17 protein-coding genes are annotated in these 20411 nt (G+C 58.6%); 7 read left to right on the forward strand and 10 right to left on the reverse strand.

Translation table 11 applies throughout. The annotated features are described in order from the left end of the window. Nucleotides 1-40: 40 nt before the first annotated feature. The 7 genes from cheB to QCD60_RS07415 are packed head-to-tail and all read right to left on the reverse strand — an operon-like array spanning nucleotide 41 to nucleotide 9938. Nucleotides 41-1078 (reverse strand): chemotaxis-specific protein-glutamate methyltransferase CheB, encoded by a 1038-nt coding sequence (cheB, locus tag QCD60_RS07385; protein WP_279783830.1) that lies wholly within the window; start codon nucleotides 1076-1078, stop codon nucleotides 41-43. Between the two features lie 6 nt (nucleotides 1079-1084). After that, nucleotides 1085-3622 carry a response regulator gene (locus tag QCD60_RS07390; protein WP_279783832.1) on the reverse strand — a complete coding sequence of 846 codons (2538 nt, stop codon included), beginning with the start codon at nucleotides 3620-3622 and terminating at the stop codon, nucleotides 1085-1087. Nucleotides 3623-3632: 10 nt separating this feature from the next. Then, nucleotides 3633-5510, reverse strand: a complete 1878-nt coding sequence (locus QCD60_RS07395) for a methyl-accepting chemotaxis protein (RefSeq protein ID WP_279783834.1) — start codon at nucleotides 5508-5510, stop codon at nucleotides 3633-3635. A gap of 41 nt (nucleotides 5511-5551) precedes the next feature. Continuing rightward, nucleotides 5552-7306 carry a methyl-accepting chemotaxis protein gene (locus QCD60_RS07400; RefSeq protein WP_279783836.1) on the reverse strand — a complete coding sequence of 585 codons (1755 nt, stop codon included), beginning with the start codon at nucleotides 7304-7306 and terminating at the stop codon, nucleotides 5552-5554. Between the two features lie 10 nt (nucleotides 7307-7316). Further along, entirely contained in the window at nucleotides 7317-7904 is a 588-nt protein-coding gene (locus tag QCD60_RS07405) for a chemotaxis protein CheW (protein ID WP_279783838.1), read from the reverse strand. Continuing rightward, nucleotides 7901-9472 (reverse strand): CheR family methyltransferase, encoded by a 1572-nt coding sequence (locus QCD60_RS07410; RefSeq protein ID WP_279783840.1) that lies wholly within the window; start codon nucleotides 9470-9472, stop codon nucleotides 7901-7903. The genes QCD60_RS07405 and QCD60_RS07410 overlap by 4 nt, the downstream gene beginning before the upstream one ends. Further along, nucleotides 9453-9938 (reverse strand): chemotaxis protein CheW, encoded by a 486-nt coding sequence (locus tag QCD60_RS07415; RefSeq protein ID WP_279783842.1) that lies wholly within the window; start codon nucleotides 9936-9938, stop codon nucleotides 9453-9455. Before QCD60_RS07415 ends, QCD60_RS07410 begins: the two co-directional genes overlap by 20 nt. 708 nt (nucleotides 9939-10646) lie before the next feature. On the opposite strand from QCD60_RS07415, the gene QCD60_RS07420 reads away from it, so the two are divergent. The 6 genes from QCD60_RS07420 (at nucleotide 10647) to QCD60_RS07445 (ending at nucleotide 15799) form a co-directional block, all read left to right on the forward strand. Beyond that, entirely contained in the window at nucleotides 10647-11732 is a 1086-nt protein-coding gene (locus tag QCD60_RS07420) for a response regulator (protein WP_279783844.1), read from the forward strand. A 26-nt stretch (nucleotides 11733-11758) separates the two neighbouring features. Continuing rightward, nucleotides 11759-12427, forward strand: coding sequence for an ATP-binding protein (locus tag QCD60_RS07425; RefSeq protein ID WP_279783846.1), 669 nt, complete (start codon nucleotides 11759-11761; stop codon nucleotides 12425-12427). 174 nt (nucleotides 12428-12601) lie between these two features. After that, nucleotides 12602-13183 carry an ATP-binding cassette domain-containing protein gene (locus tag QCD60_RS07430; protein ID WP_279783848.1) on the forward strand — a complete coding sequence of 194 codons (582 nt, stop codon included), beginning with the start codon at nucleotides 12602-12604 and terminating at the stop codon, nucleotides 13181-13183. Next, complete coding sequence (locus tag QCD60_RS07435) at nucleotides 13180-13977, forward strand: ABC transporter permease (RefSeq protein ID WP_279783850.1); 798 nt, start codon at nucleotides 13180-13182, stop codon at nucleotides 13975-13977. The genes QCD60_RS07430 and QCD60_RS07435 overlap by 4 nt, the downstream gene beginning before the upstream one ends. 64 nt (nucleotides 13978-14041) lie before the next feature. Continuing rightward, entirely contained in the window at nucleotides 14042-15319 is a 1278-nt protein-coding gene (tviB, locus tag QCD60_RS07440; RefSeq protein WP_279783852.1) for a Vi polysaccharide biosynthesis UDP-N-acetylglucosamine C-6 dehydrogenase TviB, read from the forward strand. 117 nt (nucleotides 15320-15436) lie between these two features. After that, nucleotides 15437-15799, forward strand: a complete 363-nt coding sequence (locus QCD60_RS07445) for a hypothetical protein (protein WP_279783859.1) — start codon at nucleotides 15437-15439, stop codon at nucleotides 15797-15799. A gap of 65 nt (nucleotides 15800-15864) precedes the next feature. On the opposite strand, the gene gstA is transcribed toward QCD60_RS07445, so the two are convergent. The 3 genes from gstA to waaA all read right to left on the reverse strand — a co-directional run bounded on the left by gstA (nucleotide 15865) and on the right by waaA (nucleotide 19040). Beyond that, nucleotides 15865-16479, reverse strand: a complete 615-nt coding sequence (gene gstA / locus QCD60_RS07450) for a glutathione transferase GstA (RefSeq protein WP_279783860.1) — start codon at nucleotides 16477-16479, stop codon at nucleotides 15865-15867. Nucleotides 16480-16846: 367 nt separating this feature from the next. Further along, on the reverse strand, nucleotides 16847-17716 hold the full coding sequence (galU, locus tag QCD60_RS07455) for a UTP--glucose-1-phosphate uridylyltransferase GalU (protein ID WP_104152021.1): 870 nt from the start codon (nucleotides 17714-17716) through the stop codon (nucleotides 16847-16849). 85 nt (nucleotides 17717-17801) lie between these two features. Further along, entirely contained in the window at nucleotides 17802-19040 is a 1239-nt protein-coding gene (gene waaA / locus QCD60_RS07460; RefSeq protein ID WP_279783862.1) for a lipid IV(A) 3-deoxy-D-manno-octulosonic acid transferase, read from the reverse strand. 235 nt (nucleotides 19041-19275) lie between these two features. Here waaA and QCD60_RS07465 point away from each other — a divergent pair, with 235 nt between their 5' ends. Beyond that, a complete protein-coding gene (locus QCD60_RS07465; protein ID WP_279783863.1) occupies nucleotides 19276-20286 on the forward strand; it encodes an NAD-dependent epimerase in 1011 nt (336 codons plus the stop codon). Nucleotides 20287-20411: the final 125 nt, after the last annotated feature.

Here is a 20411-nt window from a genome sequence, read left to right on the forward strand (position 1 = left end):
CTCTACCGATTGTTGAAGCCAGTCCGTCCGATCTGACTGGCTATTGCCTGCCCAGCTTCAAGACCAGTTCGGCCATTTGCTCAGGAGTGAGCACCTGGCTGGCCGCCCCTCGCCTCACTGCTTCGCCCGGCATGCCATTGACCACCACCGTGTCCGGGTGCTGGGCCAGGGTCAGGGCGCCAAGCTGGCGCAGCTGCAACATTTCCTCGACGCCATCCTGCCCCATACCGGAAAACAGAATGGCAATGCACTGCCCCTGCAGATAACGCAGTGCACCGCTGAACAGCTGAGCAACCGACGGGCACAGCATGGTGCGCGCATCGCCCTCAGACAACAGTACCCGCCCCTGACCGTCCACCTGCATATGGCACAGATCGGGGGCCAGGTAGGCATGCCCCGGCTGCACTGTTTCGCCAAACTCTGCCACCCGTACCGGAATGGCCGAAGACAGGTTCAGCCACTCACACAAACTGGGCAGAAAGCCGGGAGAGATATGCTGCACAATCAGTACCGGCCAGGGCAATTGCGGGTGCAGATGTGAGAGAAAGGTCTTGAGCGCCGCAGGGCCTCCGGTGGAGGCGCCAATCAGTACCATACGCGGGTGCAAGAGCGGCGCGGCGGCCTGCACCGGCACCGTCTGGGTATCCGCCTGCCGTGAGCCTCGACGACGGACCAGTCTGACCTCGGCGGCAATCTTCAGGGTCCGTACCAGTTCTGCCACATCCTGCTGAAAATGAGGATGATCCGGCCCTTGCGGCTTCTGCAGTACGGTGATGGCCCCAGCCTCCAGCACCTGCATAGCAGTGACGCTGTCGCCGATATTGCTGCTGGCCGTGACCACCACAATAGGAATCGGATGGCTCTCCATGATCCGCCGCGCTGCGCTGTAGCCGTCCATCACCGGCATATGCACATCCATGGTGATGACGTCAGGCTGAATGCGGCTGACAAACTCCACCGCTTCCAGACCGTTACCCGCTTCGCCAATCACCTCGAACCCGGCCTCTTCAAGGACGTGGCGCAGCAACTGGCGGATCACCAGCGAGTCTTCCACTATCAACACGCGCAAGTTGTTCATCGCACCTCACACCAATTGGCGGACCACGTCGAGCAGATTGCCCTGATCAAAACCACTTTTGACGATATAGGCATTGGCACCCACCTCCAGACCACGCTCGCGGTCCTCGCTGCGACTGAGTGCCGTCACCAGAATCACCGGTAAATTTTCCAGCCGCCGGTCTGCCCGCAGTCGGGCAGTCAGTTCAAAACCATCCATGCGCGGCATCTCCACGTCCGACACCAGCAGGTCGACCGACTCCTGACGCAAACGTTCCCAGGCATCCACACCGTCGTTGGCGGTGATCACCTGATAGCCCGCACTTTCCAGAATCATCTTCAGCAGGCTGCGCGAGGTTATGGAGTCTTCGGCCACCAGCACCCGCGGCTGAGCAACCTGCTCCTGTTCACCGAGGGGCATGTCGGTAACCCCGCTCAGACAGGCGCTCTTATACAGATCCTGCGGGTGCAGAACCGGCACAATCCGACCATCGCCCAGCTGGGTCGCGGCCAGCACATTGGGTACCCGCTGCAACTGCGGCCCCAGGGACTTGATTACCACTTCCTGATCGCCCACCACCTCATCGACCAGCAGGCCAAGCGACTCACTACCGACACTCAGCTGCACAATCTGCCAGTGGCTGGGGCGCTCTCTGGGTGCCTGCACAAGATGCAGCAGTGTCGCTAACGGCCACACGGGCAGCAGTTGGTCACCCACCCGTACCGACAGCCGACGCTCGATGGTTTTCAGCGCCTCCTGACTGATACGCAGTACCCGCTCGACCACGCCTGCCGGTAGTGCCAGACAGTTCCCGGCGACCTGCACCAGTACAACACGATAGGTGGCCAGACTGACCGGCAGACGGAAGGTGAAACGACACCCCCGGCCGGGCACACTGAGCAGACTGACATGCCCCCCCAGCCGCTCTACCTTCTCCCGTACAATCGCCAGCCCCAGCCCACGGCCGGACAGGTCAGTAATCATGGCGGACGTCGACAGCCCGGAATGAAAAGCGAGCTGGCAGGCGGCTTCATCGCTCATCGCCGACAGTGCCTCTTCATCGACAATGCGCTGGGCCAGCGCCTTGCGCTTCAGCACCTCGATATTCATGCCCCCGCCGTCATCTTCCACCTGCAGTTCAAAGCGCCCGGCGGTGTCCTGCACAAAACGCACGCAGAGGCTGCCCTGACTCGCTTTTCCCTGCTTCTGGCGCTCTGCTGCGGCCTCAATGCCGTGATCGACGGCATTGCGTAGAAGATGCAGCAAAGGCGTACGGATGCCGTCCAGCACACGCTTGTCCACCTTCAGCTCGGCACCACTGATCTGCAGCCTGACGGCCTTGCCAGTGGTTTCCGCCAGCTCCTGCACCATCCCCGCCATACCTTCGGTCACTGAACTGCAGGGCAAGATCAGAATGGCCTGCAGCTCCTGCTGCATCAGCTCTGTCACGCCGACGACGTTGCGCTCCAGCTGCTGCATGGCCTGATTCATATGCCCCAGCTGATATTCCCAGCTGGCCAGTCCGGCGCGCAGCGCTTCGATCAGCTCCTGTAGACGTTGCGGCTCCGTGGCGCTGGCCTGTCGTGGCGGCTGATGGCCGTCACTCTGCCATTGCCGCAGCATGACCTGCGCATCCTGACCATGGCGACGCCACTGCTCCAGCTGTTGCAGCAACCCCTGACAGTCCTGCACCAACTGACGACTGTCGAGCCTGGTCTGCTGCAGGGTATCGGCCACAGCCATCAAGCCGTCAAAACGGCTGACATCCACCCGCAACACCTGACGCTGCTCCTCTTCTGCTGTCACCGGCGGTGCAGCGGGTGGCTGCAGTAAGCCTTGCAGTCGCATCTGCCATTGCTGCAGGCTGTCCTGCTCCAGCAATCCCGTCGCAACCGGCTGAGGCTGGGCCAGAGGTTCAGGCTGCACAGAAACCTCAGACGCCTTACCCTGGGCAACAGGTGCCTCTTCAGTCACGGGTGAGGTCACTGTCTGCGGCGTGACGGGCTCTGGCGTTACTGGTGGCAGCGTTGCGGTCGCTGGGCCAGACTGCACTGCCGTCTCTGCCTCTGGTTCAGCCACTACCGGTTCGGTCGCGGTTGCCGCCGTACTCTCTATCTCTGTATTTGTCTCTAGATCTGTCTTTGTCTCTACAAAGTCTGTCTCTATCGCTGACGCAGGTGCCAGCTGACCACTTTCCAGCTGCCGGCACAGCCCGCTCAGCTGAGCAGGGCGCGGTGCCTCAATGTCGGCCAGCAACTGCCGCAGCATGCCACTGGCCTGACGACATAGCTGCAGATGAGCCGCTGCCGGGCTGACATTGCGCCGCCGCAAACTGGCAAACAGGCTTTCCCAGCTATGGCACAGCTCCTCAATCAGCGGCAGGCTGACGGCCCGGGCCGCTCCCTTTAGGCTGTGAATCTCACGGAATATCTGCTCCACCTCCGCCTGCGTTGCGCTCTGCTCCGCCTGCGCCAGCACGTCACCGAGCACGTTCAGGCGTTCAGCCGCCTCGCTGCGAAAAGCGGCCAGCAGTTTCAGTCGCAGAGCCTGTTGCGCCGGATTCATACCATCCCCCTCAGACCTTGAACGAGGCCATCTGGCTCATCAGCTTGCGCCCCAGCTCATGCAGGTTGAGCGCCGCCTGTTCAGCCTGACGGGTGCCGGCTGCGTTATCCTCACTGGCCTTGCGGATGTTGGTCATGGCCATCACCACCTGATCCATACCCTGCACCTGCTGCTGGCTGGAAGCTGCAATCTGCAGAGAGGCAGACGATGATCCCTGCAGGCTTTCCAGCAGCTGATGAATGGCCACACCGGACAGACTGGCCTGCTGATGGCCCTTATCCACCGCCTTGCTGCTTTGCTCTGCGGTCATCACCGCCATATTGATCGCTTTCTGAATCTCACCCAGCAGGGCCCGAGCCTGGCTGGTGGCCTGTTTCGACTGCTCCGCCAGCAGCTTGACCTCCTGTGCGACCACACTGAAGCCACGCCCCACCTCACCGGCCTTGGCCGCTTCGATGGAGGCATTGACGCCGAGCAGATTGGACTGCTCCGCCAGCCCATTGACCGTAGTGACCACCTCGCCGATGGCCTGACTACGCTCGCTCAGCTGCACAATGCTGTCTGCCACGTCCTGCATTTGTTCGCGGATCTGCTGCATCCGCTCAAGCGTCACTTCCACCGCCTGCTTGCCCTGCTGCCCTACCTGCGCGGCCTGCTGTGCCGCCGCCGTCATGGTCCGCGCCCGCTCCGATGCCTGCCCGGCGGTCTGTTTCACTTCCTCGACAGTGGTACTGATCTCGCTGATAGAGACCGAGGTTTCCTGAGAACTGGCGGCGACCTGCGCCGTCATCGACAGAATTTCCTGACTGGCACTGGCCAGTACATCGATACCGCCCTGCAGTTGCAGCAACAGCGCCCGCAGATTACTGACCATGGTCGCAAAAGCTGCTCCCAGCGCATCCCGCCCGGAGCGCGGCGTGACCGTGACCGACAGATCTCCCCCGGCGATTTGTGCAGCAGAAACAGACAGCTCGCGCAAATAGCCGGTCATACGGGCAAAAGCACTCCCCAGCAAATCACGCTCTGATACCGGTCTGGCGGACAAATCCAGCTCACCGTCAGCAATACGCCCGGCCTGAGACGCAAGGGTGGTCAGATAGCCCCCCATCTGGCCGAAAGCCCGCTGTAGCTGCCCGACCTCATCCCGACGCTCGCTGACCGTCATATGGTCAGGCAACTCCCCCTGTGCAATGCGTTGCGCCCACTGCGTCAGCCCCACCAGCGGTAAGGCAAGCTGACGGTTGAGCCAGATCACCAGCGCAATGATCAGCAGCACCGCCAGCAGGGTCACCCCCAACAGCAGCCATTCCTGGCGCTGCAGGGTGTCACTGCTCTGTTGCTGCAACAGTGCGACATTCTGCTCGATCAGCAGACTGGCCTGCTCCGCCAGCGATCTCATTTGCTCCACCCGTTGTGCCTGCTCGCCTACCGCCAGTGCCAGTGTCTGTTCCAGCGCCTTGCTGTCGCCACTGCGAATGGCCTGCAGCTGACGCTCACGGACCGCCTGATACTGATGGCGCACTTCCACCATCTGGTTCAGCACGGCCAGCATCTGTGGCTTTGCCGCATTACTGACCATCAGCTGTTGCATGGCGTTTTCATCATCCTGACCACGCTGCAGCATGCGCTGCTGAATCTTCTCGTCGTTGCTGGTGTCGTTATTCATCAGCAGTTGCAGAATGTCCGCACGATTGCTGTTGAGATTGATGCGTATATTCTTCAGCGCCAGCAGCTGGGCGACATAGGTGTCGTACAGCCGCTGCTGGGCTGCCTGCAGCTGCTGCAGGCTGTGAGCTGACGACCAGGACACGGCCAGTAGCAGCAGAAACACGACGCCAAAGGACAGCAATAACTTGCTTCTGGTGGTCAGATGTTCCAATCGCTCCACAGGGTTCTCCTTTGCTGAGCCAGTTCGCGGTGAGTACGGCATCAAAGCTGGAACTGAGCCACCCGCCCCTTCAATTTCTGCCCGAGCTGATGCAGGTTACGGGCAGCCGCTTCTGTCTGTTTGGTCCCTTCCACATTCTCCTGGCTGGCCTGTTTAATGCTTTCCATGGCCACCACCATCTGGTCCATACCGACCATCTGCTGCTGACTGGAAGCAGCAATCTGCAGCGCCGCCCCGGAAGACTCCTCGATGCTGTAGGCCAGTGTATTGATAGCGACCGCACTTGACTGGGCCTGACGGTGGCCACTGTCGACAGCCTTGCTGCTCTGCTCGGCCTGCAGTACCGCCTGATTCAGCGCCTTCTGCACATCATTGAGAATAGTGCGCACCTGCCCGGTCGCCTGCTTGGACTGCACCGCCAGATTTTTCACTTCCTGTGCCACGACAGAAAAGCCCCGTCCCTGCTCCCCCGACCTGGTGGCCTCAATGGATGCATTCACTCCCAGCAGGTTGGACTGCTCGGCCAGCTCATTGACGGTCGCCACCACGTCTCCAATGGCCTGTGCCTGTTCACTGAGGCGCACAATGCTCTGCGCAACAGAGTGCATTTGCTCACGAATCTGGGTCATGCCTTCCATTGTCGCGTCGATGGCTGCCTTGCCATCTTTCGAGACTTGCAGCGTTCGCTGGGCACTGTCACTGACATGGCGTGCCTTCTGAGTGGCGGTGCTGGCGGTCTGTCTGACCTCCTCAACGGTGGTGGTGATCTCGGTGATGGCGACTGCCGTCTGCTGGGCACCACTGGCCACCTGAGCGGTGGAGGCCAGAATTTCCTGACTGGCCGTCGCCAGCACACCGATCCCTTCCTGCAGCTCCTGCAGCAGCTCACGCACATTGACCACCATGCGGGCAAAGGCATTGCCCAGCACATCGCGTTCGGACTGCGGAGCTACTTCCAGTGTCAGGTCGCCGCGGGCAATCCGTTCCGATGACTGTGCCAGGCTGCGCAGATAACCGCCCATCTGCTGAAAGGCCTCTGACAGCCGGCCCACTTCGTCCGCACGGCGCTCAACGGTTACATCGGAGACCAGCTCGCCACTGGCGATCTGCCGTGCCCAGCGGGTGAGGTTCTCCAGCGGGCGGGCAATAGAGCGCGAGGTCACGGCAATGACCAGCGCGATGATCAGCAGCACCAGGACAAAGAAAGCGAGCATTTCCACCCGCAGTTCGGTGAGTTGCTGGGCGGCCAGTTGCAGTTGCTGCTGGACCTGCTGCTGTTTGATCTGGGTGATCTGCTCGCCCAGATCGCGAATACGGCTGATACGCTGCGCCTGGATGCCAATGCTCTGTTCACGGGCGGCATCAAACTTACCCTGATTCAGCAGCGGCAGCTCTTCCTGCAGTATTTGCGTGGCATATTCGCTCCACACCTGATACAGGCTCTGCACCAACCCGGCGATATCCTTGCTGTCAGCACTGTTCTGCATCAGCAGCTGCAGACTGCGGGACTGATCATCCAGCTGCTGCTGGATGAGTTCATCACTGGCTCCGCCGCCTTGCCCGGCCCGTACGATACGCCCAAGCAACAGCGCCCTGATGGTGTTGGCCTGCACCCGCACATCCTTCATTTGCATGAGCACCTGCACCTGTTCGTCGATCAGCTGTTGCTGGCCCTGCTGCAGGCGCTGAAACTGCTGATAGTTGAACAGCTGAGACAGGCAAAACAGCAGGGTCAGCAGCAGAAAAGACACCAGTAATTTGTTGCGAATACTGAGATTGCGATAGGCCGTCATCATTGTCTGTTCCTTATACCTGCTGGTTGACCACCAGACGCGGATCACCTAGCAACACCTCGGTATCGAGAATGGCCCAGTGTTCGGCAGTTACCCCCAGCAAATATCCTTCACGGCTGTCATGGCGATGCCTGAGGGGTGGGAGAATCTGCTCCAGAGGCAGTTCCTGCGTGCCACACAGGGAGTCGCATAGCAGACCGAACTCCATACGGCCGTCACTGATCAGAATCACGCTGTTGCGCTCCGACAGGCTGCGTAACGGCAGCTCAAAGAACTGGCGCAGATCCAGCACCGAGACCAGCCGCCCGCGCACAGCCACCACCCCGAGGATATAACCGGGCGTGCAGGGCACAGGGGTAAGCTGCCGCAGCGGTACCACTTCAACCACCCGGTAGGGTGACAGGGCATAGCGCTCACCGCTCAGTTCGAATACCAGCAGCGCCACCCTGGCGACCTGCTCTTCATTCTGCAATGGCACAGCCAGCTGTCTGGCCCGTTGCGCCAGCACGGCGTCCGGATCCGCGGTCGCTTGCATCCGGCTCAGCTGATCCAGACGCTGACGCAGCACCAGCCAGTGTTCCTCACCTGTCGTTGCGCTCATGACGCCTCCCTGTTATCCGAATGACGCTCCAGCAGTTGCTGCAGATCCCGCACACTCAAACCATCACTCCCCCACAGCACCTGGTCAGCAGGCAAACGTGCCAGTAGCCGCCGGCATTGCAGCAGATGCCGCTGCGACAGCTCCGCCTGCTGCTGACGGCGCGCCAGCTGAGCACTGTGGTAGTGAACCATGGGTTGCAGGGGGGACAGATACAGCACCTTGCGTAACTGCTGCTGCAGCGCCGGCCAGCGCTCCTGCTGCAGCAGGATCATGGCCAGCAGCCAGTGTGCCTCCACATCCGTCGGCTGCTGTTGTAACTGCTGGCGTAACACGTCTTCCGCCTGAGCATAGTCGCCCTGATCGGCCAGTGCCCTGGCACGAGTCATCTCTGTCGCATCCCCCTGATCTGCATCAGGCTGGTCTGGTGGAGGCGGAACAACACTCACAGCACCCTGCGTTGGCGGAGTGACGGAGGCCACCGTGCTCGTTGACGGCTCAGCTGGCAGCGGATGCGTTGACTCAGTGAGGTTGAAGACCGGCATGGGCGGCGCAGCAGTCGGCATAGCAACCGGTACAGACGTTGAAATATCAGCTGCCTCCAGCCCCTCGGGCGGCGCGGGCAACATCGCATTCTGTTCACGACAACGGGCTTGCTGATAGACACACAGTGCCCCCGGCCACAGGCTCACCTCCAGACCAAATACCTGACTGGGAGTATTCTCCACGGCGGCCAGAATGACCGCCCCGTCTGGCGACAGGCAGCGATGCAGACGCCGCAGGGCCGCCTGACCCAGTGTCGGCACAAAGTACATCAGCACATGACGACACAGGATCAGATCAACATCTCTGAACGACTCTGCTGGTGACGGCGCCGTGGCAGGCGGCCCAGCCACACCCTCTGATGACATCGCTGACAGTGCTTCGTCAGCCAGATTCAGCGAATAAAAGCTGACCCGCTGGCGCAGGTAGGGTTTGATTTGCCATTGCTGGCCGTCACACGGGTCAAAGTAGCGCTGTCGCCATTGCGGCTCTGCGCTACGGAATGACCAGGCGCTGTAACAGCCACGACGTGCCTTGGCCAGCGCATCCGGGTTGATGTCTGTAGCAAGAATCTGCACCTGCCAGTCGGCAACGTCCGGCAGTAACTGATCCAGCAGGATGGCCAGGGTGTAGGCTTCCTCGCCACTGGAGCAGCCTGCGCTCCATACCTTCAGATGTCGCTGCCCCGTATGACGACGTTCGGCAATCAACGGCCCCAGAAAGTGCTCAGTAAGGTGCTGCAGGAAAGGTCGGTCACGCAGAAAGTAGGTCTCGCCGACCGTCAGGCTGGCACAGAGCGCCTGCTGCTGTTCGGGGCTCAGCTGACTGGCCACCAGACTGCGCGCCAGCAACAAAGGCTCGGTATCGCCCAGGCGGGCTGCCGCCTGTTGCAGATGACGCAGCAGATCGCTGCGGCGTTCATTGCCAAACTGCAAGCCCCAGCGCAGGGCGATAGCATCCTGACAACCGCTCAGCAGCGTATCGTTCAGCAGGGGGTCTGCTGCTGCGTTACAGGGCAGCGAGCGCATCACGCGCCTCCCGCTGCTCCTGCAGGCTCAACAGTCTGGCCAGATCCTGAATAAACATCAGACCGTCATGAAGGATGACCACACCCTTTACCAGCGCAGGTAACGCCGGAAAATCGTGGGTATCAGCCAGTTTTGGCTGGCTCAGCAGATGCACATCGTCAATATCATCGACCGGCAACAGCAGGTCCAGCTCATGGCTCCGTACCCAGATCAGCTTGTCACTGACAGACAAAGCTCGCGCTGGCAAACCCAGACGCTCACGTAAGCGCACCACGCCGACAGCCTGGCCATGCACATTGACGACACCCTGCAATATGCCCGGCCCATCAGGCAGGGGCGATACAGTGACGGCAGGGAAAACGCGATAGACGTGCTGAAGCTCCAGAGCATAACGATGTTGGTCAACGAAAAAACACAGCAGCTCCATGGTCAGCCCCTGATAGTGGTCGCCCATTCCAATAAACACGAATTAAAGCGCCACAATAAAAATCACAAATATCTAGAAGTTAAGTAATGCCCTCCATTTTTTTCAAGCGAACAGTTCAAAAATACTTCGTCGTGATTTGCTCACCTTTTTACGCCATCACAGTGCTTTGTTTTTATTAACTAATTTCCAGCATCAAGTAACAATCACGGCACAGTGTTGCACAATAAAAAATAAAGCTATTAAAAACAGATAATTAGAAAAATCAGCGAAGAATAAAAAGCGGCAAGCGGGCAATATCAGAACCATAGTAACAACAGCCGATACCGCCATGTTTCATACATCATCAGAACAGCTAATTAGAAAAGCACTTTCTCGTTATACATAGCCGCTATTTCTCGCACAGGAATTGGCATTTTCTATAACAGGTAGTGACTGTTTCTTTTTTATCGTGCAGATGCGTATAGCCATTAGCAATACGGTTAAACCATCAAGGCTGAGCTGAACGATTCTGACCTGTCGTACGGCATCTTGACCGGTGGCATTTATCGCACTTTTATCGTGCTTTCGGCCTGAGAGCTCAGACCTGGCGTGATTCTTTGCAACAGGTTTATTTCTGCTATTCTCCCTGAAGACAGTCCGAGCCAGGATGAGATCAACTCGCATCCGCAGGAGCGTGTTTACGCTCCGAGTTCGTAACCAGCATGGCCACCGCCGACAGTGGGTGGTCCAGGTAGGAATGAAGCAAGCGTGCCCTTGATTGACTACAACAAAAAACGCTTTCTGGTCATCGACGATCTGGTAGAAGCCCGCTCCATGGTACGCGATACGTTGAAGGAAGCCGGGGCCAGCAAGATTGACGTCGCCATGTCCGCCAATGCGGCTATGGAATACCTGCGCACCCGTCACTACGACCTGATTCTGTCGGACTACAATCTGGGGCGTGGTAAGGATGGCCAGCAAATCCTTGAGGAAGCCCGCCACAATCGTCTTGTTCCCCACACAGCCGCGTTTATCATGATCACCGCCGAAACCTCGCCGGAAATGGTCATGGGCGCACTGGAGTATCAGCCTGACGGCTATATCTCCAAGCCCTTCACCCGTGCTGAACTACGCCGTCGTATCGACCGCATGCTGCAACAGAAGGAGCAGATGCGGGAGGTTAATGTCCTGCTCGACCGTCAGGACTGGGCCAGCGCCCTGCAACTGACAGAAGCGCTGCTGGACAGCAAGCCTCAGCTGGCCGGCAAGTTACTGCGCATCAAAGGCACGCTGATGCTGGAGCTGGAGTATTACGATGATGCCCGCCGTTTCTATGCCGCACAGCTGAAAGACCGCCATATGCCCTGGGCCCTGTTTGGTCTGGCCCGTGCCTGCTTTCATATGCATGACTACGACAAGGCAGTGGAATACCTGCAGAAGCTGATGCTGGACAACCAGTACTTCGTCAAGGCCGACGACTGGATGGCCAAAACGCTGACGGTACAGGGCGACTATCGCGGTGCGGAGAACATCCTGCTGGCCGCCATCGCCAAATCCCCCAAAGCGGTATTACGGCAGATGGAGCTGGGCAAGGTGGCCGCACTGAACAAGGACTGGACTACCAGCGAACAGGGCTTCAAACGCGCCATTATGCTGGCCAACCATTCTGTCTATCGTTGTGCCGACAACTATCTGGGCTTTATCGAGGCCGTGCTGCAACAGCTGGAGGCCGGGCAGACGCTGCCCAAAGCCACCCTTAATCAGGTCGAGGAATCACTGAATACCCTCGACAACGACTTCAAGGGTACCGCCACAGACGCCTTGCGCAGCCGCTATCAGGCCTGTCAGCCCTGACCGGCCGTTGAAACGAGTGCAGAACCATGCCAGGAAAGATTGATATCGGCCTGTTGCTGGCCGGCACCGTACATGAAAGCAAAAATCGTCTGGTGCATCTGCTGCAAACGATTGAACAACTACAATCTATCGAACAATTGCCATCCAGCCACCCTCAGGCGGCGTCAAGCTTGCTGGCCATGGAGCAGGACGTACGCAAACTCAATCACGATCTGGTGCGTATGCTGCATCTCTACAATCTGAAAAGCAGCAGCTATCCCCTGCAGCCCGACAGCCATGGGCTGCACGATTTCATTGATGATCTGTTGCTGCACTTTACTGCCATCGCCCACAGCAAGCAGCTGCAGCTGGCACTGCACATCGACGAACAACAGGTGCTGTGGTTTGACGCCACCTTACTGGAACTGACCATCAGCACGGTGCTGTTCAACGCGCTGGACCATGCTCGCAGCCAGATTGTCATCAGCAGCACAATCGCAGACGGCTACAACGTAATCCGCATCGAGGATGACGGTGCAGGCTTTGCCAACCCTGCCGATCCCACTGTGCCTGCGACACAATACAGCACCGGGCTGGGGCTGAAGTTTGCCGCCGCCGCGCTGGATCAGCACCAGCATCAGCAGCGCCATGGCCAGCTGCACCACTACAACCGTGCACAGGGCGGAGCATGCGTTGAGCTGTGGTTACCCTGTTAGGAACATGTCGCAGGTAGCCACCGGCCTTTCAGCCAGAACACTGGTCCAGATTGCCGGTTGTGACTGCGCGGCAGCTCGCCCTCCCCTGTTCTGCATCATCAGGCTTATCCCTGCCCTGCATCCTGTGATCTAATCCCCGCTCATGCCCCTTCTGGCCTGGAGCCCGTGCCACTGATGACCATCCCTCTGTTACGCATTGAAGATGTCGCTACGGCCAACAGCCCTGCTTTATCACTCAACCTGCACAGTGGTGAGCTTATTGGGCTAGCGGGCCCATCCGGGATCGGCAAGAGCCAGCTGTTCAAGGCAGTAGCCGATCTGCTACCGCATCGTGGCCACCTCTGGCTGGACGGCAAAGCACAGCAGGACATCGCTCCGGCCCACTGGCGCCAGCAGATAGGCTATCTGCCTGCACAGGTACACTGGTGGGGAAACCTGGTTGCCGAACACTTCACTCAGCCGCCGCCACTGGGCAGTCTGGGGTTGCCAGACAGTATCTGGCACCAGCCCTTGCTGCAGCTGTCGACCGGTGAAAAGCAGCGTCTGGCCCTGCTGCGCCTGTTGCAGAATCAACCCCGCGTGCTGCTGCTCGACGAGCCGACCGCCAGTCTGGACGCGGTCAATGTCGAACGTGTGGAACGGCACGTGCAGGATTACCTGCAACAACATCAGGCTGCCGCACTATGGATCAGCCATGACCCGCAGCAATTGCAACGGCTGTGTCAGCACATCATTACCCTGAGAGCAGCGGCATGATTCATCTCAGCTATACCGATCTGGGGCTGTGCGCCCTGCTGGTCATCGCCTGCGGCGGCCTGCTGACCCTGCACCATCCGGCACTGACCCGACAGCTGTATGGCAGCGCTCTGCGTTGCGGGCTGCAACTGCTGCTGATGGGTGTCTGGCTCAGCTTTATTTTCACCCGTCAGCACTGGGGCTGGGTGGCACTGATGAGCGTGATCATGCTGGGCGCAGCCACGCTGGAGGCTGGCCGCCGGCAGGCGGTGCCATTGCAGGCTGCATGGCGCTACGGCCTGGCACTGATGAGCATGGGCACCGCAGCACTGAGCATGACGGTGCTGGTTGTGGTGGCACTGCTGCAAACAGATCCCTGGTACAGTCCGCGCTACTTCCTGCCACTTTTGGGTATGCTGCTGGGCAACTGCCTGACGGGGGTCAGTATGGGCATGGATCACTTCAACCGTCAGGTCTGGCAGCAACAGGCACAACTGGAATGGCGGCTGGCATTGGGCATGACGGCCGCAGAGGCGATTCAGCCGCTGTACCGGCAAAGTCTTGAGGCCGCACTACGCCCCACCTTCAATATGCTGGTCAGTGCCGGGGTGATCAGCCTGCCGGGCATGATGACCGGCCAGATACTGGCCGGTGCCGCCCCCATGGAGGCCGTCAAGTATCAGCTGATGATCATGCTGTTGCTGGCAGTCTGTACCAGTGTGGGTATCATGCTGGCGTTGTCTGGCTGTCGGCGCCTGCTGTTCGATGAGCGCCAGCGTCTCGATCTGCACCGCCTGCAGCCTCCCGGCAGTTGATATTGGTAAGCCCGACAGATATTAATCGACAGCCCATTTTTCCGAGTTAGCTAAGGATATCCGCATGTCTCCCAACCCTCCCCAGCGCATTGCCATCATCGGTCTAGGTTATGTTGGCCTGCCTCTGGCTGTGGCCTTCGGGCGGCAGTTGCCGGTGGTGGGTTTTGACATTAATCCGCAGCGCATAGTGCAACTGCAACAGGGCATAGACCTGACCCAGGAGGTCAGCGCAGAAGAACTGCAGCAAGCCAGCCAGTTGAGCTTCAGCTGTGATCTTGAGCAGCTGCGCGACTGCGATACCTACATCATCACCGTGCCGACCCCCGTCGATGAATACAAACAGCCCGACCTCACGCCACTGCGCAAAGCCAGCGCCAGCGTGGCACAGGTACTGGCGCCGGGTAATCTGGTGATTTACGAATCCACCGTCTATCCGGGAGCAACGGAAGAAGTCTGCGTGCCGATTCTGGAACAGGGCTCAGGGCTGCGCTTCAATCAGGACTTCTACGCCGGCTACAGCCCGGAACGGATCAATCCCGGCGACAAACAGCGGCGGCTGGAAACCATCACCAAAGTCACCTCAGGTTCAACACCCGAGGCGGCCGCGCTGATTGATGGCATGTACCGGCAGGTTGTCTCTGCCGGTACCCATCTGGCGCCGTCCATCCGTGTCGCTGAAGCGGCCAAGGTGATCGAGAACACCCAGCGCGATCTGAACATAGCGCTGATCAACGAGCTGGCGATCATCTTTCACCGTCTGGGTATTGATACACAGGAAGTGCTGGCAGCGGCTGGCACCAAGTGGAACTTCCTGCCCTTCACCCCCGGTCTGGTCGGCGGCCACTGCATCGGTGTTGACCCCTACTATCTGACCCACAAAGCCCAGGCTATCGGCTATCACCCCGAAGTGATTCTGGCCGGGCGACGCATCAACGACTCCATGGGCAGCTATGTTGCTATCCGTGTCATCAGGCAGATGCTGAAAAAGTCGATTCTGGTCAATCACTCGCGCGCTCTGGTACTTGGCCTCACCTTCAAGGAAAACTGCCCGGACCTGCGCAACTCGCGGGTGATCGACGTGATCCATGAACTGCAGGAGCTAGGGATCGAGGTAGATGTCCATGACCCCTGGGTCGACAGTGAAGAAGCCTATCAGGAATACGGTGTCAGACTGGTCAGCCAGCCATCATCAGCCCACTATGACGCGCTGATTCTGGCGGTTGGGCACCGTCAGTTTGCCGAACTTGGTGCGGCAGGCATCAGGCAGTTTGGCAAGACCAACCATGTGTTCTTTGATGTGAAAGGCGTTTTTGCCAAAGAGGACAGTGACGGCCGTCTGTAAATGTTTGCGATGGCTATGCAGCAATACCGCACAGACCTTGCACACAAGTGGGAAGCGCAGTATGTTTCCGTTCATTACCGACGGGCATGCTGCCTGACGTCCTTGAAGCCTGTGCCAATGAATAGAGCTAGCCCTTCTCCCCTGCTTGAACCGCTGGTGGTCGATGTGCAGTGTCACAGCGAAGACTGGTCACAACAGCGGCTGCTGCTAAGCACCGAGGAACTGCATACCTTTTTCCTGCTGCCTGAATCGCAGGAGACGATCTGGTTCGAGCTGGAGCCCCTTTACGCCGAGATGTTCGAGCGTGATCTTGACTGCATCCGCGATGAGCATATGCCGCTGGCGCGCAAACCCGCCGCCCCCGTCCCAGAACTGGTGGTTACCCTGTATCGACTGGGGCCAGTCAAAGAATATCTGAGTGATGGTGAGATGGCGGCCCTCTGGTCTGACTACAGCTTTCCACATACCGCACTTCACTAATCACTCAGCTCTCCTGTCAGCAGGACAGACTCCGTCAGAGCCTGCCCACTCACACTTGTGCTGCCTTAACCGAGCAGACCTTCTGCTTTCAGGGCAGCCTGCACGCCAGGACGCTCGGCGATCCGGGCCAGATAGGCGGGTAGCGCCGGGTAATCAGCAATATCGATCCTGACGTACTTGGCCCAGTTCAGCACGGTGAACAGGTAAGCATCGGCAACACTGAACTCTGCTCCGCAGAAATAGTCCTGCTGACTCAGCTTCTGGTTGGTCAGTGTCAGGTTCTGTTTCAGACGATCACGGCACACCTGCTCACCCACACCTTCTTCACGCTTGCCAAACAACGCCGCAAACAGCGGTGTGAAGCCTTTGTGCAGCTCGGTCGAGATATAGTTCAGGGCTTCAATCATGTGGTAGCGGGCCAGGGTGCCAGCAGCAGGAATCAGCTTACCGGCCTGATCGGCCAGATACTGCACAATGGCCGGGCCTTCGGTCAGCAGCTCACCGTTGTCGAGCACCAGCGCCGGTACCTGGCCCTTGGGATTGATCTGCAGATAGTCTGCACCGCTGGCGGTGACCTTTTTCATCAGGTCAACCTGTTCGGCTTCGATATCGAGCCCCAGTTCATGGGCAACAATATGGGGGCTGAGAGAACAGGCGCCGGGTTTGTAGTAGAGCTTCATTAACTTTTCCTTTTGACCAGTGAGTCTGGAGAGCTATTGGCAACACGCTCACCAGCATAGGAAATAGCGAAAAAAAAGATAGCCCGCTGCAAAGAAACGCTCTAGCAGGCTGTTGAAAAACGTTATCGAGGCAGCCAAGACAAGGAAATACCCCGAGGGCACAAGAAACAGGCGAAAAAGCGGAGTTTAGTGGGCTAAATGAGCATTTTGAGCTTGTTTTTGACGTGGTATTCGGCAACGCAGATAGATTTTCAACGACCTGCCAGTTCGAGACAGACAGTAAATCCCGTCTGATCACACCTTACTACTCACCAGAAACAACAACGGCAGCTTGCGCTGCCGTTGTTTGAGATACAGACCACACGAATTAGCCGTGTAGTTCATCCAGATACTTTCTGAAGGATGATCCCAGTTCCTTGTGGCGCAGGCCGTACTCAACGTTAGCCTGCAGATAGCCCAGCTTGGAGCCGCAGTCATAACGCTTGCCTTTGAACTGATGCGCCATCACACCTTCTTTCTCGATCAGGCGGGCAATGGCATCAGTTAGCTGGATTTCACCATTCGCACCGGGTGCCTGGGTTGCCAGCAGATCAAAAATACGGGGAGTCAGAACATAGCGACCTACGACGGTCAGATCTGAAGGCGCGTCTTCCACCTTGGGCTTCTCGACAATACCTTTCATCTTGTAGACGCCAGGCTCCAGATGCTCGGGGTCGATAACACCGTACTTGTACACCTGCTCCATGGGCACCTTCTCCACGGCAACCACAGACTGCTGGTACTGGTTGGCCAGACTCAGCATGTCAGACAGCGTACCTTTGCCTTCGGCGTAGATCAGGTCATCAGGAAGAATGACCGCTACCGGCTCGTAACCAACCAGCGGACGGGCACAGAGTACCGCATGGCCCAGGCCCAAAGGCTTGGGCTGACGGGTAAAGGCGAATGAAACACCTTCGGGAATCACTTCACGCACCAGCTTCAGCAGCTCATGCTTACCGGCTTCTTCCAGCTGATCTTCCAGGCCAGCGTTGACGTCAAAGTGGTCAGCAATGGAACGCTTGATACTGCTGGTAATGAAGATGAAGTCGGTGACACCGGCAGCCACTGCCTCTTCAACCGCATACTGCACCAGGGGCTTATCCACAACCGGAAGCATTTCCTTGGCAATGGCTTTGGTGGCAGGCAGGAAGCGCGTACCCAGACCTGCAACAGGGAATATTGCCTTGCGTACGATCATGCGCAATCTCTCTTGTTTAGATGTTTAATTGTGGCCAGTCCTATATTACCGACCGGCTGGCGACTGTTCGAATCGGCGCCGTAATTCAGGTTTGCGCCAGAATAGCAGCAATCCAGTGGCCCGGGGCAGCCATCACCCCGGCGCCTTCCAGACCATCCTGCACGGGCTCCAGCAGAGCCTGGCTGACGGCCTCTTCCAATGCCTGTACATCAGCCACCTGACGCACCCGTCCGGTAGGCTGCAACTCCTCCAGTAAACTCTGGAAGTTGAACATGTGCGGGCCAACCAGAGCGACCCGTCCCATCTGTAATGGCTCAAAGGGATTGTGTCCGCCATGGGCGACCAGACTGCCGCCAACAAAGGCCACATCTGCCACCCCGTAGAACAGCATCAGCTCGCCCAGAGTATCAATCAGCACTACCTGTGTCGATTGCCCGGGCTGCTCGCCCAGACTGCGCCGCACTACCTGCAGCTGGCGTTGCTGACACAATTCGATAATTTCCCTGGCCCGTTCCGGATGCCGTGGGGCCAGCAACAGCAAAAGTGACGGCTGCCGTTGCAACAACTTGATATGCAAATCCAGTACCTGTTCCTCTTCGCCGGGATGTGTACTGCCCGCAATCCAGCATGAGCGCCCCTCACACCATTGCTGTCGCAACTCTGTTGCCTTGAGTTTAATAGCCTCGGCTACCGGCATGGCCAGCTTGAGATTTCCCACCACCTCGGTGCGACTGACAGGCGTTCCCAGCTGCAGCAGACGGTCGGCATCGGCACGGTACTGGCAGCCCACCCAGTGCAGCGCCTGCCACACCGGCGTCATCAGACGACGGACCTTCTGATAGCCGCGGAAAGAGCGCTCGGAAAGACGTGCGTTCGCCAGACTGACAGGAATATTGCGCTGCTGGCAGGCCGCGATCAGATTCGGCCACAACTCCGTCTCCATCAGCACCAGCGCACGCGGCCGCAGCTGATCGAGCCAGGCCGACACCAGCCAGGGCAGATCGAAAGGCAGATAACAACGTGCCACATCAGGTAGCAGGGCTTCACCACGGGCACGGCCTGTGGGCGTGGTGTGGGTCAGGATGACCGGCACCTCAGAGTGCTGCTCTGTCAGCCAGTTGATCAATACTGACGCGGCCTGGGTTTCCCCCACCGAGCAGCCATGTACGATAACAGCCTGTCTGGGCATAGCGGAAGCCACCTTACCCAGGCGCTCGCTCCAGTGGCGACGATATGCAGGTATACGACGGGAGCGCCACGCCATACGCAGCAATACTGCCGGTAGCAGCAGGCTGAACAGCAGGGAATACAAAGCTCGGGACATCCACATGAACCTGTCTGGAAAGAACGTGTCCGCAATGGCGGCATCTGCCCGCCAACCGGAAGAATGCCTATTGTAAGGGGGCAATACCGGCTGACAAGCGGCTACCCCGACTTTCTGCCTTAGCGGCTGCCCGTCAACCCTGCAGCGGCGGGCACAAAGCCTCGGGGTATTCATCACAAACGGATAGTGTAAACTGGCGCTTTCATGGCAACGGCCAGGGCCAAGAGGATAACAAATGAAGATTCTAGTTACCGGCGCAGCGGGCTTTATTGGCGCTCACGTCAGCATCGAACTGATGAAACGCGGCGACATCGTGGTCGGTATCGATAACCTCAATGACTACTATGACCCCAGCCTCAAGGACGCCCGTCTGGAATGGATTAACAGCCACTCTGGCAGCTTTACCTTCCTCAGGATGGATGTTGCTGACCGTGCCGCCATGGAGCAGCTGTTCAGCGAGCAACAGTTCGATAAGGTAGTCCATCTGGCCGCCCAGGCCGGGGTACGCTACTCACTGGAAAATCCCCACGCCTATGTGGAAGCCAACCTGGTTGGCTTTATGAATATCCTTGAAGGCTGCCGCCATCATCAGATTCAGCATCTGGTCTATGCCTCGTCCAGCTCGGTGTACGGCGCCAATGAGACCATGCCATTCTCGGTACATGACAACGTCGACCATCCGCTGTCCCTGTACGCTGCCACCAAGAAAGCCAATGAGCTGATGGCACATACCTACAGCCACCTCTACCGCCTGTCCACTACCGGTCTGCGCTTCTTCACCGTCTACGGCCCCTGGGGGCGGCCTGATATGGCCCTGTTCAAGTTCACCAAGGCCATCCTGCAAAACAACCCCATTGAGGTTTACAACTACGGTCGCCATCGCCGCGACTTCACCTATATCGACGATATTGTTGAAGGCATTCTGCGCACCCTTGATCACACGGCTGCAGGTGACAGCAGCTGGTCCGGCCTGGCCCCGGATCCGGGTACCAGCAAGGCGCCCTGGCGGGTCTATAACATCGGCAACCAGCATCCCGTTGAACTGCTTGACTACATTGCCGCGCTGGAAGAGGCGCTTGGCAAAAAAGCCGAGAAGGTCATGCTGCCGATGCAACCCGGCGATGTGCCAGACACTTACGCCAACGTTGAAGCACTGGTGCAGGATGTTGGTTACAAGCCCAACACACCGGTAGAAGAAGGTATCCGCCGCTTTGTGACCTGGTACCGGGACTATTACAACTACTAACCAGAAACAACGGCTAATCAGATACCAGCGTTGATCAGATTGACCTGTTGATAGCGTGCCGGCTGGCAGCCCTCAGCGAAGCTGAATAGTATTGGATGATCGCTGCCCCCAGTCACTTTGCTGCC

This window comes from Pokkaliibacter sp. MBI-7, from assembly GCF_029846635.1.
In the GTDB taxonomy this organism is placed as follows: domain Bacteria; phylum Pseudomonadota; class Gammaproteobacteria; order Pseudomonadales; family Balneatricaceae; genus Pokkaliibacter.

Coding starts and splice junctions, on each gene's coding strand:
- QCD60_RS07445 (WP_279783859.1), top strand. CDS start 15,437: ATGAATAGAGCTAGCCCTTCTCCCCTGCTTGAACCGCTGGTGGTCGAT.
- QCD60_RS07410 (WP_279783840.1), bottom strand. CDS start 9,472: ATGCGCTCGCTGCCCTGTAACGCAGCAGCAGACCCCCTGCTGAACGAT.
- QCD60_RS07400 (WP_279783836.1), bottom strand. CDS start 7,306: ATGATGACGGCCTATCGCAATCTCAGTATTCGCAACAAATTACTGGTG.
- tviB (WP_279783852.1), top strand. CDS start 14,042: ATGTCTCCCAACCCTCCCCAGCGCATTGCCATCATCGGTCTAGGTTAT.
- cheB (WP_279783830.1), bottom strand. CDS start 1,078: ATGAACAACTTGCGCGTGTTGATAGTGGAAGACTCGCTGGTGATCCGC.
- gstA (WP_279783860.1), bottom strand. CDS start 16,479: ATGAAGCTCTACTACAAACCCGGCGCCTGTTCTCTCAGCCCCCATATT.
- QCD60_RS07390 (WP_279783832.1), bottom strand. CDS start 3,622: ATGAATCCGGCGCAACAGGCTCTGCGACTGAAACTGCTGGCCGCTTTT.
- QCD60_RS07465 (WP_279783863.1), top strand. CDS start 19,276: ATGAAGATTCTAGTTACCGGCGCAGCGGGCTTTATTGGCGCTCACGTC.
- QCD60_RS07405 (WP_279783838.1), bottom strand. CDS start 7,904: ATGAGCGCAACGACAGGTGAGGAACACTGGCTGGTGCTGCGTCAGCGT.
- QCD60_RS07425 (WP_279783846.1), top strand. CDS start 11,759: ATGCCAGGAAAGATTGATATCGGCCTGTTGCTGGCCGGCACCGTACAT.
- QCD60_RS07430 (WP_279783848.1), top strand. CDS start 12,602: ATGACCATCCCTCTGTTACGCATTGAAGATGTCGCTACGGCCAACAGC.
- waaA (WP_279783862.1), bottom strand. CDS start 19,040: ATGTCCCGAGCTTTGTATTCCCTGCTGTTCAGCCTGCTGCTACCGGCA.
- QCD60_RS07435 (WP_279783850.1), top strand. CDS start 13,180: ATGATTCATCTCAGCTATACCGATCTGGGGCTGTGCGCCCTGCTGGTC.
- galU (WP_104152021.1), bottom strand. CDS start 17,716: ATGATCGTACGCAAGGCAATATTCCCTGTTGCAGGTCTGGGTACGCGC.